At 69.9% G+C, this 14,892-nt stretch carries 12 protein-coding genes; 8 read left to right on the plus strand and 4 right to left on the minus strand.

Features of this window, described 5'->3' with window-relative positions; all coding sequences use genetic code 11:
- Positions 1 to 1,668, plus strand: a complete 1,668-nt coding sequence (gene casI / locus FB390_RS16160) for a steroid-22-oyl-CoA synthetase (protein WP_141809679.1) — start codon at positions 1 to 3, stop codon at positions 1,666 to 1,668.
- Between the two features lie 16 nt (positions 1,669 to 1,684).
- Here casI and FB390_RS16165 read toward each other — a convergent pair whose 3' ends face one another.
- Both FB390_RS16165 and FB390_RS16170 read right to left on the minus strand, forming a co-directional pair.
- Positions 1,685 to 2,329 carry a histone deacetylase gene (locus FB390_RS16165; protein ID WP_185757048.1) on the minus strand — a complete coding sequence of 215 codons (645 nt, stop codon included), beginning with the start codon at positions 2,327 to 2,329 and terminating at the stop codon, positions 1,685 to 1,687.
- Positions 2,330 to 2,408: 79 nt separating this feature from the next.
- Positions 2,409 to 3,479 carry a YeiH family protein gene (locus FB390_RS16170; RefSeq protein WP_141809680.1) on the minus strand — a complete coding sequence of 357 codons (1,071 nt, stop codon included), beginning with the start codon at positions 3,477 to 3,479 and terminating at the stop codon, positions 2,409 to 2,411.
- Positions 3,480 to 3,596: 117 nt separating this feature from the next.
- Between FB390_RS16170 and FB390_RS16175 the strand changes: the two genes are divergently transcribed.
- The 4 genes from FB390_RS16175 to FB390_RS16190 all read left to right on the plus strand — a co-directional run bounded on the left by FB390_RS16175 (position 3,597) and on the right by FB390_RS16190 (position 6,992).
- Positions 3,597 to 4,514, plus strand: coding sequence for a LysR substrate-binding domain-containing protein (locus FB390_RS16175; protein WP_141809681.1), 918 nt, complete (start codon positions 3,597 to 3,599; stop codon positions 4,512 to 4,514).
- A gap of 157 nt (positions 4,515 to 4,671) precedes the next feature.
- Positions 4,672 to 5,481: a class I SAM-dependent methyltransferase gene (locus FB390_RS16180; protein ID WP_141809682.1), complete on the plus strand. Its 810-nt coding sequence runs from the start codon at positions 4,672 to 4,674 to the stop codon at positions 5,479 to 5,481.
- A gap of 41 nt (positions 5,482 to 5,522) precedes the next feature.
- Positions 5,523 to 6,404 (plus strand): SDR family oxidoreductase, encoded by an 882-nt coding sequence (locus tag FB390_RS16185; protein ID WP_141809683.1) that lies wholly within the window; start codon positions 5,523 to 5,525, stop codon positions 6,402 to 6,404.
- A 219-nt stretch (positions 6,405 to 6,623) separates the two neighbouring features.
- Positions 6,624 to 6,992, plus strand: coding sequence for a helix-turn-helix transcriptional regulator (locus FB390_RS16190; protein ID WP_246124049.1), 369 nt, complete (start codon positions 6,624 to 6,626; stop codon positions 6,990 to 6,992).
- A gap of 2 nt (positions 6,993 to 6,994) precedes the next feature.
- On the opposite strand, the gene lexA is transcribed toward FB390_RS16190, so the two are convergent.
- The gene (lexA, locus tag FB390_RS16195; RefSeq protein WP_097248151.1) at positions 6,995 to 7,672 is read right to left on the minus strand and encodes a transcriptional repressor LexA; all 678 of its coding nucleotides are present in this window, start codon (positions 7,670 to 7,672) and stop codon (positions 6,995 to 6,997) included.
- Between the two features lie 263 nt (positions 7,673 to 7,935).
- Here lexA and FB390_RS16200 point away from each other — a divergent pair, with 263 nt between their 5' ends.
- The 3 genes from FB390_RS16200 to nrdR all read left to right on the plus strand — a co-directional run bounded on the left by FB390_RS16200 (position 7,936) and on the right by nrdR (position 10,359).
- On the plus strand, positions 7,936 to 8,382 hold the full coding sequence (locus FB390_RS16200; protein ID WP_141809685.1) for a hypothetical protein: 447 nt from the start codon (positions 7,936 to 7,938) through the stop codon (positions 8,380 to 8,382).
- A 138-nt stretch (positions 8,383 to 8,520) separates the two neighbouring features.
- Positions 8,521 to 9,768, plus strand: coding sequence for a hypothetical protein (locus tag FB390_RS16205; RefSeq protein ID WP_141809686.1), 1,248 nt, complete (start codon positions 8,521 to 8,523; stop codon positions 9,766 to 9,768).
- A gap of 120 nt (positions 9,769 to 9,888) precedes the next feature.
- Positions 9,889 to 10,359, plus strand: coding sequence for a transcriptional regulator NrdR (gene nrdR, locus FB390_RS16210; protein WP_067779472.1), 471 nt, complete (start codon positions 9,889 to 9,891; stop codon positions 10,357 to 10,359).
- An 88-nt stretch (positions 10,360 to 10,447) separates the two neighbouring features.
- Here the strand turns inward: nrdR and hrpA are convergent, their stop codons facing one another.
- On the minus strand, positions 10,448 to 14,515 hold the full coding sequence (gene hrpA, locus FB390_RS16215; protein ID WP_141809687.1) for an ATP-dependent RNA helicase HrpA: 4,068 nt from the start codon (positions 14,513 to 14,515) through the stop codon (positions 10,448 to 10,450).
- Between the last annotated feature and the right edge of the window lie 377 nt (positions 14,516 to 14,892).

Consider the following 14,892-nt stretch of genomic DNA (forward strand, 5'->3'; position numbering starts at 1 on the left):
ATGAAGGACGGGCGCACGGCACGGCACGGGGACATCGCGTCGATGTTGCTGGACCGGCTCGGTGACGATCGGCTCGGGCTGCGCACGCGCACCCGCGACTGGACGTGGGACGCGGTGGTGCGGGAATCGGCCGCACGCGCGGCGCTGGCCCGGGAGTTGCGGCGCGACGGGCCTTTTCATATCGGCGTGCTGCTGGACAACGTACCCGACTTCAGCTTCTGGCTGGGCGCTGCCGCGCTGGCGGGCGCCACCGTCGCCGGGATCAATCCGACCCGCGGCACCGCTCAGCTCGAAGCCGACATCCGGCACGTGGACTGTCAGCTGATCGTCACCGATACGGCGGGGATGGGTCGCCTGCGCGGTCTCGATCTGGGGCTGGAAGACGACCGGTTCCTGATCGTCGACGATCCCGCCTACGCGGAGCTGGTGGCGAAATACCGCGCCGAGCCGGTGGTGGCGCACGCGGGCGGGGAGTTGCTGCTGCTGTTGCTGTTCACTTCCGGGACCACGGGGCAGTCCAAGGCCGTCAAATGCAGCCAGCGGCGCTTGGCGGCGATCGCGTACGCGGCCACCGACAAGTTCGGCCATGTCCGCGCGGACGTGGACTACTGCTGCATGCCCCTGTTCCATGGCAACGCCATCATGGCGCTGTGGGCTCCGGCGCTGGCCAACGGCGCGACGATATGCCTGACACCGAAATTCTCCGCGTCGGGCTTCCTTTCGGATGTCCGGTATTTCGGCGCGACCTTCTTCACCTATGTCGGCAAGGCGCTGGGATATCTACTGGCGACCCCCGAGACTCCCGAGGATTCCGACAATCGTCTCGTGCGGGGCTTCGGCACCGAGGCGTCGGTGGACGACCAGGCGGAGTTCCAGCGCCGCTTCGGCGCGAAACTGTTCGAAGGATACGGTTCCAGCGAGGGCTCGGGCCTGGTCGCGAACGACCCGGCCGCACCGGCGCGGGCCCTTGGCCGACCCGCCCATCCCGGGGTCGCGGTGGTCGATCCGGAAACCCTGCGGGACTGCGCGACCGCCGTCTTGGACGAACACGGCCGCGTACTGAACGCGGACGAGGCCATCGGTGAAATGGTCGACAAAGCGGGCACTTTGGTCTTCGAGGGCTACTACAAGAATGACGTCGCCGATGCCGAACGTCTGCGCAACGGCTGGTATTGGACCGGCGATCTCGGCTACCTCGACGCGGACGGCTTCCTGTATTTCGCTGGGCGCAAGGGAGATTGGATTCGGATCGACTCCGAGAACATTTCGGCGCTGTCGATCGAGCGGGTGCTGCGCCGTCATCCCGCTGTCCTCGCGTCGGCCGTATTCGCCGTTCCCGACCCGCGCGCAGGCGATCAGGTGATGGCAGCCGTAGAGGTCGCCGACCCGGCCGCGTTCGATGTACGGGATCTCACCGAATTCCTCGGTAGCCAAGACGATCTCGGCAGCAAGGATATGCCGGGGTTGCTACGAGTATCCGCCTGTCTGCCGGTGACCGGTTCCAACAAGGTGCTCAAGCGCGAGCTGCAACGCGAAGCGTGGCGCACCGCGGACCCGGTGTACCGACGGACTGGACGAGAGAACGCGCAGTACTTGCTCATGTCTACGGCGGACAAAGCCGAGCTGGAGACGGAATTCGCCCGATACGGACGTGGGCATTTGCTGTAGCGCGCGGGGGCTAACGTCATTCGGCGGGCACCGGTGGGGGATCGGTGGTGCGGAGGAGGTTGGTGACGGAGGTGGGCGTCCAGTGCAGGTCGGCGCCGGGGCGGGTCGCCAGGTAGGCGGCGGTGCGGGGGAGCGGCCAGCCGTGTGATTCGGTGATGCCCGCGGCCAAATGGCGCAGGTACGCGGGGGAGGGCGGGTTGCCGGGGAGGTCGGTGTGGCGCCAGGGGGCGGTGCAGGTGAGGATGGGATGGCCGTCGAGAGTGCCCGCGCGGACGAGGGTTTCGTAGCGGCCGGGGCCGAGCGCGGTGCGGCCGGTGGCGAGCACCTCGGTGAGGTCCAGGTCCTCGCCCGGCGGGCGGTACATCTCCTGGGCGACGATGTCGGAGAACTGCGCGGCCGTCAGCAGATAGGCGCGGGCGGCGGTCTCGCCCGCGGCGTCCGGCGCGTAGAAGCCGCGGCCGCCCGTCCAGGTGAGCGATTCGGTGGCGAAGTAGAGCAGACCGGGCAGCATGAGCGGCCGGGATCGCCGCGGCGCGGAATGGTCGCGGCACCCGGGAAGTTCGATCGCGCCGCCTTCGGGTCGGCCGCCCTCCAGATAGCAGTGCAGGCGGCGGTGATGCATGTTGGAGCCGTAGGCGGCGTACCACACGAGGCACGTCACCCTGTCATTGTCCCTCGTCTCGACGGATGTCTGCTCGATGGCCGCGATCGGGTGGTCCCGAACCATCCGGTCGGCAACCTCACAGCCATCCGGTGACTTGCTGTATGGCCAAGCAGGACAACGCGAGCACCAGGCCGATCGCACCGCCGAAGACCAGCGGACGAACGCCGGCCACGCGCACCCTTTGCCACGACAGTGATGTCCCGATCGCCGCCAGCACCGCCGCTATCAACCACGCGCTCACCGCGCCGAGCGGCCCGGACCACGATTCGGGAACCAACCCGAACCCGGCGATCACCGAGGCCGCCACGAAGAGCACCACGAACAGCGGGATCACCCGCCAGGCCGCGCGGCGGTCCTCGGCACCGGCACTCCGTTGCCCACCGTCGGATTGGCTGTCGCGCGGCCCGCCGCCATATCGCCCGCCGCCGGTCCCCCGACCGCCGCGCTGCCCCAGATGCAGACCAACACACATCGGCACGATCAGCAGACTGCGCACCAATTTCACGATCACCGCGAACTGCGCCGCCGCGGGCCCGAAGATCGCACCCGCCGCCAGCACCGAGGAGGTGTCGTTGATCGCCGTGCCCGCCCACAGCCCGAACGCCTCCTCGGACATGCCGAGCAATCGGCCGAGCGGTGGAAAGGCCAGCACCGCAAGGACATTGAAGACGAAGATGGTGCCGAGCGCGTAGGCGACCCGCTCCCGGTCCGGCTTGATGACCGCGGTCGCCGCCGCGATCGCCGACGCGCCGCAGATCGTCGACCCCACCGCGACGAGCGTCGCCGATTCCCGATCGAGCGCGAGCAACCGACCGACCACGACCGCGGCGACCGCGCCCGCGATCACCGTGCCGACCAACACCACCGCCGTCTGCCGCCCCACGCTCAGCACCGCGCCGAACGGCAGCCCCAAGCCGAGCAGCACGATGGCGAGCCCGAGCACACGCTGCCTCGTCACCTCGAGCCCGGGGCCGAACACCCCGTCCTCATCGACCGATCGCCGGTACGCGAGCCCGACCAGCGCACCCGCGCCGAGCGCGAACACCGGTGCGCCGACGACCGGCACCGCCCGGCCGATCAGCGTCGCGACGGTGGCGAGCCCCGCGACCAGCGCGAGCCCTGGCAGAAGGCGAAGTGAGCAGCACACGCTTCCACCCTCGCGGCACGGACAGCACCCAGGTAGAGAGCGCTTTCGGACGACCTCATAAGATTCTCTTATGTCCGCCCCTCGTGCGCTGGGCCGCCGGGTCCGGAATCCGCGCCCATGACGCTGCCTCCGGGAACGCCCGATCTGGACGTCCTCGATCTGCTCGTCTCGGTCGCCGAACTCGGCAGCCTCGGCGCGGCCGCCCGCCGCCACGGCATCAGCCAGCCCGCCGCCAGCATGCGCATCAGCGCGCTGGAACGCAGGCTGCACCTGCGGCTGCTCGACCGCGGGCCGACCGGCTCCGCGCTGACCGACGCGGGCCGCGCCGTCGTCGACCATGCGCGCCCGGTGCTCGAGGCGGCCCGCTCCTTCGGTGTCGCGGTGTCCGCTCTCCGTGCGGGCAGCGTCCCACGGTTGCGCGTCGCCGCCTCCAAAACCATTGCCGACCACCGCATTCCGCAGTGGTTGCAGGCGCTGCGCGGTGTTCATCCCGAAGTGGCGGTCGCCTTGGAGGTGGCCAACAGCAGCCAAGTGCTGGAGCTGGTCCGCCGCGAGGCCGCCGACATCGGATTCGTCGAGGGTCCGCATCCGCCCACCGACCTCGGCAGCCGGGTGCTCGGCGCGGACGAACTCGTAGTCGTGGTGGCGCCCACGCATCCCTGGGCGCGCCGCCGCCGGCCGGTGTCGCTGCGCGAACTCGCCGCGACCCCGCTGCTGTGGCGGGAGCCGGGTTCGGGAACCCGCGACGCCGTCTGGGAGGTGCTCAGCGGCCACGGCGAGCCCGCCAGACCCGCCGCGGAACTGGGCTCGGCCGCGACGATTCTCGCCGCCGCGGCGACGGCGCTGGCGCCCGCGGTGCTCAGCCGATTGATCGCCGCGCCCGAGCTCGAACGCGGGTCGCTCGTCGCGGTACCTCTGACCGACGCCACCGCGCTGACCAGGCAATTTCGCGCGGTCTGGCGCTTGCGTTTCCCGCCCGCCGGTCCGGCGAAGCTGCTGGCCGAGATCGCCGAACGCACGGAATCGTTCGACTGAGTCGGCTGTCCGCCGAGCGTTGCGGGAGGAAAATGAAAGTCGTTGCGGCGGCGGCAGACCTGAGTTAGGTTGTCCTTAGTTCTTGTTGAACATCGATTTCACTAATGTGGCCGGGATGCGCGGGTGACTCCGGTCGACCGAGTGGAAGGACGAACCCATGGGCGCCGACGTCGAACTCGACGGGATCCCGCTGACCATGCTGTGGACCCTGCACAATCGAGCCTCCGAGTCCAAACGGCCCGACGCGATCCTGCGTGACCCCGACTGCGAGCGGATCTACGACGCGATCGCCTTCGACTACGAGCGGACCTTCGGCAAGCCGGACGGCACCCACGCGGTGCGTTCCAAGAAATTCGACGCGGTGCTGCGGCCCTGGCTCGCGGCGCACCCCGGCGGCACGGTGGTGGAACTCGCGGCCGGACTCGAGACGCAATTCCAGCGCTGTGACGACGGGCAGGTGCGGTGGCTGTGCGTGGATGTGCCGGACGCGATCGCGGTGCGCGAACGATTTTTACCCCCGAGCGAGCGGTGTAGGCATCTGCCCGTGAGCGCGCTCGACACCGCCTGGCTGGACCAGGTGGACCCGTCGCGCGGCGTATTCGTCACGGCGCAAGGGCTTTTCATGTACTTCGAGCCGGACCAGGTGCGGCAGCTGTGCTCGGCGATCCTGGACCGATTCCCCGGCGTGCAGCTGATGTTCGACACCATCCCGCCCTGGTTCTCCCGCAAGACGGTGCGCGGCTTCCGCAAGACCCCGCACTACGAGGCGCCGCCGATGCCGTGGGGCGTCCGGCGCAGCGACATCGCGGACCTGGTGCGCTCGTGGAGTCCGAAGGTCACCGACGTGACGGTCTCGTCGTACAGCCCCTCGCACGGGCCGCTGCCCGCCACGCTGCCGCTGTTCGAGCGGCTGCCGGTCTTACGCGACATCCCGCCCGCCATCGCACACGTGCGCACCGCCTCGTGAACTGTGTTCCGAAGCGCGATCGAGGGGTCTAGTCTCGAGCCATGACCGCCTTCACCGGCAAGGTCGTACTCATCACCGGCGGCGCCCGCGGCATCGGCGCGGAAGTCGCCCGGCGGCTGCACGCGCGCGGTGCGCACCTGATACTCGTCGACGTCGATCCGCCCCCGCTGCGCGAACTCGCGGCGGAACTGGGCGGCGACGAGCATGTCGTGGCGGTCCCCGCCGACGTCCGCGACCTCGCCGCGATGGAGGCCGCGGTCGCGCGCGGAATCGAGCGATTCGGCGGCATCGATATCGTGGTGGCCAACGCGGGCATCGCCAGCTACGGGTCGGTCCTGGCCGTGGATCCCGCCGCCTTTCGGCGGGTGATCGACGTCAACCTCGTCGGTTGTTTCCACACGGTGCGCGCCGCCCTGCCGTCGGTCGTCGAGCGGCGCGGGTACGTGCTGATCGTCTCGTCCCTCGCGGCCTACCTGGCGATGCCGGGGATGGCGCCCTACGACGCCGCCAAGGCCGGGATCGAGCACTTCGCGAACGCGTTGCGGCTCGAGGTCGCGCACCGCGGCGTCGATGTCGGGTCCGCGCACATGTCGTGGATCGATACCCCGCTCGTGCGGGAGAGCTTCGCCGACCTGCCCGCGGTCGCGCGAGGTCTCGCCGCGCTTCCGGGCCCGATTCGCAAGACGACCTCGGTGCAGGAGTGTGCCGCCAGGTTCGAGCGGGGCATCGCGCGGCGCGCCAGACGCATCAACGTCCCCGCCTGGGTCGGCATGCTGCGCTGGCTGCGGCCGCTGCTGCAAACGCGGCTCGTCGAGCGCTCGAGCGCCAAGACCACTCCGGACTGGCTGCCGGAGGTCGATGCCGAGGTGGCCGGGCTCGGGCGTTCGCTCAGCGCACGGACTCAGGCGCTCGGCGAGGACTAGCGTCGCCTGCCGGTCGAGGAGATCGCCGCTGATTCTCGCGGCGCGACAGTTGCCGCAGCCTCCGGGGGTTCGGCGTATTGCTGTTCTCCCAGAAGGGAATTCGCTGATTTCGCCGCCGAAGTGGCGCGGAATTGGTAGTTTTCGCGGACCCGCGCGGGTTGTGTTCGGAAAGGTCGATGGGGGTTCGCGGAGATGTCCGGCTCGAAACTATCGGGAAGCGTGTCCATCGGACGCCGTGATCGACTGCCGGGCAACAGGATTCGCGCGGACGTCGCGGGCGCGGTGCGCGACGAGCTGGTCCGGGACCCGGCCGCGATCCCGGACCTGCCGCAGGTAGCGGCAGCGCTGTTCCTCAGTTGCCGCACGCTCTCCCGGCGGCTCAACGCGGAGGGGACCTCGTTTCGTGCGCTGGTGGACGAGGTGCGCCGGGCGCGGTCCGAACAGTTGCTCGGCCACACGCGCCTGACCACCGAGCAGGTCGCCACCAGGCTGGGCTACGCCGAATCGGCCTCGTTCATCCGCGCCTTCCGGCGCTGGAACGGGTGCCCGCCGCAGGAATTTCGTTCCCGCGGCGGGCATTCCGCCTGACCTCAGATCTTGCGGATAACCGTCACGACCTTGCCGAGGATGCGGGCGTCGTTACCCGGAATCGGCTCGAACAGCGGGTTGTGCGGCATCAGCCAGACGTCCTTGCCGCTGCGCTTGAAGGTCTTCACCGTGGCCTCGCCCTCGATCATCGCGGCCACGATGTCGCCGTTGTCGGCGACGTTCTGCTGGCGAACGACCACCCAGTCGCCGTCGCAGATGGCGGCGTCGACCATCGACTGGCCGACGACCTTCAGCAGGAACAGCGAACCGTCGCCGACCAATTCGCGCGGCAGCGGGAACACGTCCTCCACGGCCTGCTCGGCGAGGATCGGCCCACCGGCGGCGATCCGGCCCAGCACCGGGACGAAGGTCGGGGTCGGACGGCTCGGATCGATCGCGGCGGCCTCGGCGTCCTCGATCGCGGCGCCGGGCAGGCTGGTCACCGCGCGCACCGCCTCGTCGAGCCCGCGGACGTCGACCGCGCGTGGGCGGTTGGGGTCGCGGCGTAAATAGCCCTTACGTTCCAGGGCCCGAAGCTGGTGGGCGACCGACGAGGTGGAGGTCAGTCCGACCGCGTCGCCGATCTCGCGGATGCTCGGCGGGTAGCCGCGCTCGCTCACCGAGGTCCGGATGACCTCCAGCACCTTGCGCTGACGCACGGTGAGATCTGCCCCGGTCAGCGACGGGTCGCCGCCGACTCCGCTCTCGTCGCCCGTGTCGTCTGTGTGGCTCACCGCAACCGCCCTTCCTGTCGTTGATGTCGCTTTTCGAATTTAGTCCGGTGACGCCCAGGTTTCAAACATCTGTTCGACGCATGTCGGGCGTTTCGTGCTGACTTCGGCGCCGCCGCGTGGTAGAAATTCGAACATCAGTTCTTCGAACATGTGATCGAAAGCGACTCCCTTCGAGCCATCCCGCCTGCATCCCCACGGAGGTTTGTCCGATGAACACAGCGATCCGCGAAATCAGCGCCACCGAATCCGCTCCGGCCTCCGACGGGCCGATCGACGATCTGGGCTTCGACTCCGTGCCTCGGGTGCGGCGCGCGCACCGCGGCGGACTGCGCGCGCTGGACGGGCTGGGGCGCGCGGTGGCGGATCGCCGCCCGCGCACGAGCAGGCCGGGCGGGACCGTGGAACTGTATCGGCGCGGTCCCGTGCGCACGCCCGCCGCGCGGCGGCCCCGTGGCTCGCACCCCGTGCCGACCGTCGAGCAGGCGCAGCTGGGCTTCGCGGTGCTCGCGGTCGCGGCCCTGCTGAGCGCGCTCGTCGTCGTGGCGCTGTTCGGCCTGGCCCATTGGCGTGCCGGCACTTTCGAGGAGACCATTCCCTCCACTTCGATTCCCGCGGAGATCGGACAGCAGCCGCACTACGGCGACTTCCCGCACTGATCGCGGTCTGCGCGGCGCCGTTCGATCGCGCCGCGAAGCGTGGCCGAAAATCTCGATCCAGAACTAGAACGCGTTGCTACTGTGCTGAAAACGTGACCCAGGCAACACCTGCCTCGAACGATTTCGGGACCTCTTGCAATGACGCAGCGACACACAGCGGGCCGAACGCTCCCGGCTTTCGCCGGGCTGTTCTTCTGTCTTCTGTTGGGACTCGGCGCGATTCCCGCCGCCCACGCCGACCCCGCCTACCACGGCTATCTGGACCTTCCGTCGGTCAACGGCGACGGTGAGTACGGCGGCGGACTGAATCCCGCACTGCCCCTGGACGAACCGACGTTGCGCGCGGCGCTGGACCAAGCGCGCGCCGACGGCATCGCGCCGGAACGCTATGCGACGCTGCTGCATCAGTACTGGCTCGTGGTGGCGACCGACAACGCCGCGATCGATCTGGCCGGGTGGGATCCGAGCCGGGGTGTGCGGGCCAACGAGCGCACCTTCAACCAGGTGTACGTCAACTATCTGCGGCTGACCACATCGCATCCGGAGTTCTACTGGGCGGGCCTGGCCGGGATCGCGGGTGGCTCGTTCGCTTCCGGTTTCTTCGACATGAGCGATGTCGGCGTCGTCCTCGACGTGCCCGGCATCCATCGACTCGGCAACGCGGTCGCCGATCTACTGCGCGGAACCCCCGGGGAACTGGTCGGCGAACTGCCCGCCGACATCCGGTTGCTCGCCACCGAGGGCGCGCGGCTGTCCGCCGAGGACGTCGCCTGGTACCAGACCCGGCTGATGATCATGCAGAAGCACATCTTCACCGACCTCGTTCCGATGCACGAAGCCTTCGTCGCGCTCGGCATGCCGGGAATCGACGAGATGTACGCCGCCGGGATCATCGACGCGGACATCCGTGCCGCCTGGCAATCGATCACGACGGGCACCCGCGACGGCTACATCGACGCGCTGATCCGCATGACCGACCGGGAGCAGAACCGCGTCATCGCCGATCAGTGGGACGTCACCGCCGCGGGGCGCGACGGCATCGGCCGCGTGCTCACCTACGTCAGCACCATCGCGGGCAAACCCGCGGTGCCCGGCGTGCGCGCGCCCGGCATCTTCGCCCCGGCCACCGTGCGCGCCGATCTCGGCGGCCGATCGATGGCGCTGCGCACCGCGCTGCCCGCCTTCAACTGGGCCGACCGGGAGGACCGCTGGACCTACATCATGGGCGACCTGGTGCCGCGCCACATCGACATGGAGTCCGACGCCGTCCTCGCCGCGGCCGTGCTCGGCGAGTCGTTCTGGCACAAGCTCGCCCGCGGGCGGCTCGTGCCGCGCCTGCCCGAACTGCTCGCCGATCTGACCGCCCGGTGGCAACTAGTCGAGTGATGCGGCCCGCCGGACGAAACGCCCGGTACCGGCACGGGTATCCTCGAAGAGCTATGGAGGTATACCGCGTGTCAATCGGGGTTTACCTTGTGCCGGGTACATCGACGAAGGATCTCTCGGATGCATTGCCCGTACTGCCGACACCCTGACTCACGGGTGGTCGACTCGCGCGAGGCCGAGGAAGGCGCGGCCATCCGCCGTCGACGTTCCTGCCCGAACTGTGGGCGGCGTTTCACCACGGTCGAGACCGCCATCCTGTCCGTGGTCAAGCGCAGCGGCGTCACCGAACCGTTCAGCCGGGAGAAGGTCATCCGCGGCGTGCGGCGGGCATGCCAAGGCCGCGAGGTCGACGACGACGCCCTGAACCTGCTGGCCCAGCAGGTCGAGGACGCCGTGCGCGCGACGGGTTCGCCCGAGGTGCCCAGCCACGAGGTCGGCCTGGCGATCCTCGGCCCGCTGCGCGACCTCGACGAGGTCGCCTATCTGCGCTTCGCCTCGGTCTACCGGTCCTTCACCTCCGCCGAGGACTTCGAACGCGAGATCCGGGAGATGCGCGAGGCGCGCGCCGCGGCGGGCGTCGCCGCCGACTGATCCGCTTCGACTCCGAGCCCGCCGGACAACGTGATCCGGCGGGCTCGCGGTCGCTCGGCGAAGGCCCGGCGAGCGTCCGCACTGCCCGCTAACGGCGGATCGCGGCGATCGCTTTCTCGATCCGCTTGGCCGACACCGGATACGGCGTGCCGAGCTTCTGGGCGAACAGGCTGACCCGGAATTCCTCGATCATCCACCAGATCTCGGTGACATCGGGCGCCTGCTTGCGTCCCTCGGGCAGTGCGGCGAGCAAACGGTCGTACGCGGCGAGGACGCGATCGAGCTCGGCCATGCCCTGCCGGTCGCGCACGGCGGAACCGGGCAACGATTCCAAACGGACCAGTGCGGCGCGCAGATAGCGGGGTAGGTCCCGCAGGCGCGCGCTGCCCCATTCGGAGACGAAGCCGGGGAAGACCAGATCGTCGAGCTGGTGGCGGACGTCCTCGGCGATGTCGCGCTCGGCGGCGCCGCCCAGCGCCGAGGTCACCCGGTGCGCCTCGGCCAGCACCGGCACCACCGCGCGGACGACGCGGGCGACCTCGGTCGCGAGCTTGGGACGGATCGCGGCGACGAGAGCCTCGAATCGCTCCGGGCTGCGCACCGGACCGCCCGCGCCCGCGATCAGTTCGTCGGCGGCCGCCGCGCGGCAGTCCTCGACGAGCGCCTCCAGTGAACCGTACGGATTCTGGCTCAGCGCAAGACGATCCGTGGGCGAGAGCCCGGCGGTGACGGTGCGCACCGAGGTCGGTATCGCGTGCAGGACAAGGGCGCGGGTGCCCGCCCGCATCGCGGCGGCCTGTTCGGCGGGCGAGCTGAGCACCCGCACCGCGACGCCCTCGCCTTCGGGCACCAGCGCCGGGTATCCGGTCACCGTCTGCCCGGCGACCTTGCGCCGCACCGTCGGCTCGACGGTGCCGAGGGATTCGGAGGTCCACACGGTGGCCGCGGCTCGCTCGGCGCCCGCGGTCGCGCGCGCCACGGAGGCCGAGACCTGCTCGGCGAGTTGGGTCTTCAACGCCGCAAGGCTCTTGCCCTTGGCCAGCACCCGGCCGCGGGTGTCGACCGCGGCGAAGGTCATGCGCAGGTGGTCGGGCAGCGCGGCGGGATCGAGATCGTTCGGCGTGATCGTCACCGAGCCGAGCCGGGACAGCTCCCTGGCCAGACCGGTGCGCAGCGGTTCGGCGCGCGGGGTGAGCGCCGCGAGCGCGGCGGCGGCGAAGTCCGGCGCGGGAACCACGCTGCGCCGCAACGACTTCGGCAGCGTCTTGATCAGCGCCGCGGCCAGCTCCTCGCGCATGCCGGGCACCAGCCAGTCGAAGCCGACGGCGCGCACGTGCGCCAACTGCTCGACCGGGATGCGCACGGTGACGCCGTCGTCCTCCTGGCCCGGCTCGAACTGATAGGTCAGCGGGAAGCTCAGCTCGCCCTGGCGCCACGCGTCGGGGAAGTCCGTCGGGTCCAGCGCCGCCGCGTTCTCGTTGACCACCGTCGACTTCGAGAAGTCCAGCAGCGCGGGATCTTTCCGCTTCGCGGTGCGCCACCAGCTGTCGAAATGCCGCGCCGAGACCACGTCGGCGGGGACGCGCTGGTCGTAGAACTCGAACAGCACCTCGTCGTCGACCAGGATGTCGCGTCGACGGGCTCGGTGCTCGAGGTCGGCCACGTCGTCGAGCAGCTCCCGGTTGCGATGGAAGAACTCGTGCTTGGTCTGCCACTCGCCCTGCACCAGCGCGTGCCGGAGGAAAAGCTCGCGGGATACCTCGGGGTCGATGCGGCCGTAGTCCACCGGTCGGCTCGTCACCAGCGGCACCCCGTACAGCGTGACCCGCTCGTACGCGCGCGCGGAGCCGCGCTTGGCCGACCAGTGCGGTTCGGAGTAGGTGCGCTTCACCAGGTCGCCCGCCAGGCGCTCGGCCCATTCGGGTTCCACCCTGGCCGCCATGCGGCCGAACAGCCGCGACGTCTCGACGAGCTCGGCGGCCATCACCCAGCGCGGTGGCTTCTTCGCCAGCGACGAGCCGGGGAAGATCATGAACTTCGCGCCGCGCGCACCGAGGAACTCCCGGCTCTCCGCCTCGCGCACGCCGATGTGCGAGAGCATGCCCGCCAGCAGCGATTGGTGAATCGCGGTGGAATCCCAAGGGAGACCGTCGCTTTCGAGTGCGACCTCCGGCGTCTTCGGCGTGCCGCGGCCCCCGCGCCGTCTGCGATTCGATCCCGCGGACTCGTCTGCCGTGCGACCCGTCGGCTCGGATTCGGTTGTGGCGGCGACGGTTCGCGAGCCACGTCCGTCGGTGGACCAGCCCAGTCCCTTGGTGATGGTGCGTAGCTGCCCGTGCAGGTCCTGCCACTCCCTGATCCGCAGGTAGTGCAGGAACTCCTCGCGGCACATCCGCCGGAACTGGTTGGACGACAGCGATTTGCGCTGCTCGGTCAGGTAGTCCCAGAGTCGCAGGTAGGCGAGGAAATCGGAGCCCTCGACGACGAAACGCGCGTGCTTGGTGTCGGCGGCCTGCTGGAACTCCGCGGGCCGCTCACGGACGTCCTGGATCGACAGCGCCGCGACGATGATCAACACCTCGGCCAGGCAGCCGTTGCCGTTGGCCTGCACCAGCATCCGGGCCATGCGCGGATCGACCGGCAGCTGCGCCATCTCGTGACCGACCGGTGTGAGCGCCAACGCGGCGTCGGGACCCGCCGCGCCGCGGGCCAGCGCGCCCAGTTCCTCCAGCAGCGCGATGCCGTCGCGGATCGCGCGCTTGTCCGGCGCCTCGACGAACGGGAAGTTCTCGATGTCGCCGAGCCCGAGCGCGGTCATCTGGAGGATGACGGCGGCCAGGTTGGTGCGCAGGATCTCCGGTTCGGTGAACGCGGGCCGCGATTCGAAATCGTCCTCGGCGTACAGCCGGATGGCGATGCCGTCCGCGACGCGGCCGCAGCGCCCGGACCGCTGCCGCGCCGAGGCCTGCGAGACCGGTTCGATCGGCAGCCGCTGCACTTTGGTGCGCATCGAATAGCGGGAGATGCGGGCGGTGCCGGGGTCGATCACGTAGCGGATGCCGGGCACGGTCAGCGAGGTCTCCGCGACATTGGTCGCCAGCACCACGCGGCGGCCGGTGTGCGGCGCGAAGACACGATGCTGCTCGGCGGTGGACAGTCGCGCGTACAGCGGCAGGATCTCGGTGCGCGGCAGCTTCAGGTCGCGCAGCGCGTCGGCGGTGTCGCGGATCTCGCGTTCGCCGGAGAGGAAGACCAGCACGTCACCGTCGCCCTCGGCGAACAGTTCGCGCACCGCGTCGCCGATCGCGTCGACGGGGTCGCGGTCCACCACGCGGGTGTCCTCGTCGTCCTCGTCGGCGGCGGGAAGTTCCAGGCTCAGCGGCCGGTACCGGATCTCGACCGGGTAGGACCGGCCCGACACCTCGACAATCGGTGCGGGCGTGCCCTTCTCGTCGGCGAAGTGCTTGGCGAACAGCTCCGGATCAATGGTCGCCGAGGTGATGATCACCTTCAGGTCGGGGCGGCGCGGCAGCAGCTGCTTGAGGTAGCCGAGCAGGAAATCGATGTTGAGGCTGCGCTCGTGCGCCTCGTCGATGATGATCGTGTCGTAGCGGCGCAGCAGGCGGTCGCGCTGGATCTCGGCGAGCAGGATGCCGTCGGTGATCAGCTTGACCAGGGTGCGCTCGGAGGCCTGATCGGTGAACCGCACGGTGTAGCCGATGACGTCACCTAGTTCGGTGTCCAGCTCCTCGGCGATGCGTTCGGCGACGGTGCGCGCGGCCAGCCTGCGCGGCTGGGTGTGCCCGATCGCGCCGCGAATTCCGCGTCCCAGCTCCAGGCAGATCTTCGGGATCTGCGTCGTCTTGCCGGAGCCGGTCTCGCCCGCGACGATCACCACCTGATTGGCGGCGATGGCCTCGGCGATGTCGGCGCGACGGGCGGTGACGGGCAGCTGCTCCGGGTAGCGGATCCGCGGCACCGCCGCTCGGCGCGCTTCCACGCGCAGCTCGGCGGCGGTGATGTCGGCGGCGATCTCCTCGAGGTCCGTGCCGCGCGCCCGGTCCAGCCGACGCCGCAGCCGGTACTCGTCGCGGAGGGAGAGATTCGCCAGGCGGGTGCGGAGCTCGCGGGTTCCGGTATCAGCTGTCCTGGTCATTGCGTCGTCCAGCCTACCGGGCCGGGCCTCACCGCCCGCCGCTGCCGGGCCGCCACGGGCGCCCGCACCGATAGCCGAACGTATGCCGACGGTGTCGAATCGGCGGGTCGCTGGTGCCGAGGTATGCGAAGATCGGCCCATGGACGCGGGCTCGGACGCGGCGCTGGTGGTGCGAGGACGCGGTGTTGCCTTCGGTGTACTCGGCGTCGCCGCGGTAGGTGGGTGCTCCCAGCGATCGCGTCGCCCATGCCCCGCGGTCCGGGCATGGGCTCCGGTGGCGGAGGTCTCGGTTGTCCGGTGCGGGTGAGCCGCGTCGCGGTCGGTTCGATTCCGGCTTCGCTGAGGTAAAGGTGGTGACATGAGCGAACGTAGTGAGC

The organism is Nocardia bhagyanarayanae (assembly GCF_006716565.1).
Taxonomy (GTDB): domain Bacteria; phylum Actinomycetota; class Actinomycetes; order Mycobacteriales; family Mycobacteriaceae; genus Nocardia; species Nocardia bhagyanarayanae.

Bases quoted from the DNA above. Each gene is read 5' to 3' on its own strand.
- casI (WP_141809679.1), top strand. From the start codon at position 1: ATGAAGGACGGGCGCACGGCACGGCACGGGGACATCGCGTCGATGTTG.
- FB390_RS16175 (WP_141809681.1), top strand. From the start codon at position 3,597: ATGACGCTGCCTCCGGGAACGCCCGATCTGGACGTCCTCGATCTGCTC.
- FB390_RS16180 (WP_141809682.1), top strand. From the start codon at position 4,672: ATGGGCGCCGACGTCGAACTCGACGGGATCCCGCTGACCATGCTGTGG.
- FB390_RS16185 (WP_141809683.1), top strand. From the start codon at position 5,523: ATGACCGCCTTCACCGGCAAGGTCGTACTCATCACCGGCGGCGCCCGC.
- FB390_RS16200 (WP_141809685.1), top strand. From the start codon at position 7,936: ATGAACACAGCGATCCGCGAAATCAGCGCCACCGAATCCGCTCCGGCC.
- FB390_RS16205 (WP_141809686.1), top strand. From the start codon at position 8,521: ATGACGCAGCGACACACAGCGGGCCGAACGCTCCCGGCTTTCGCCGGG.
- nrdR (WP_067779472.1), top strand. From the start codon at position 9,889: ATGCATTGCCCGTACTGCCGACACCCTGACTCACGGGTGGTCGACTCG.
- hrpA (WP_141809687.1), bottom strand. From the start codon at position 14,515: ATGACCAGGACAGCTGATACCGGAACCCGCGAGCTCCGCACCCGCCTG.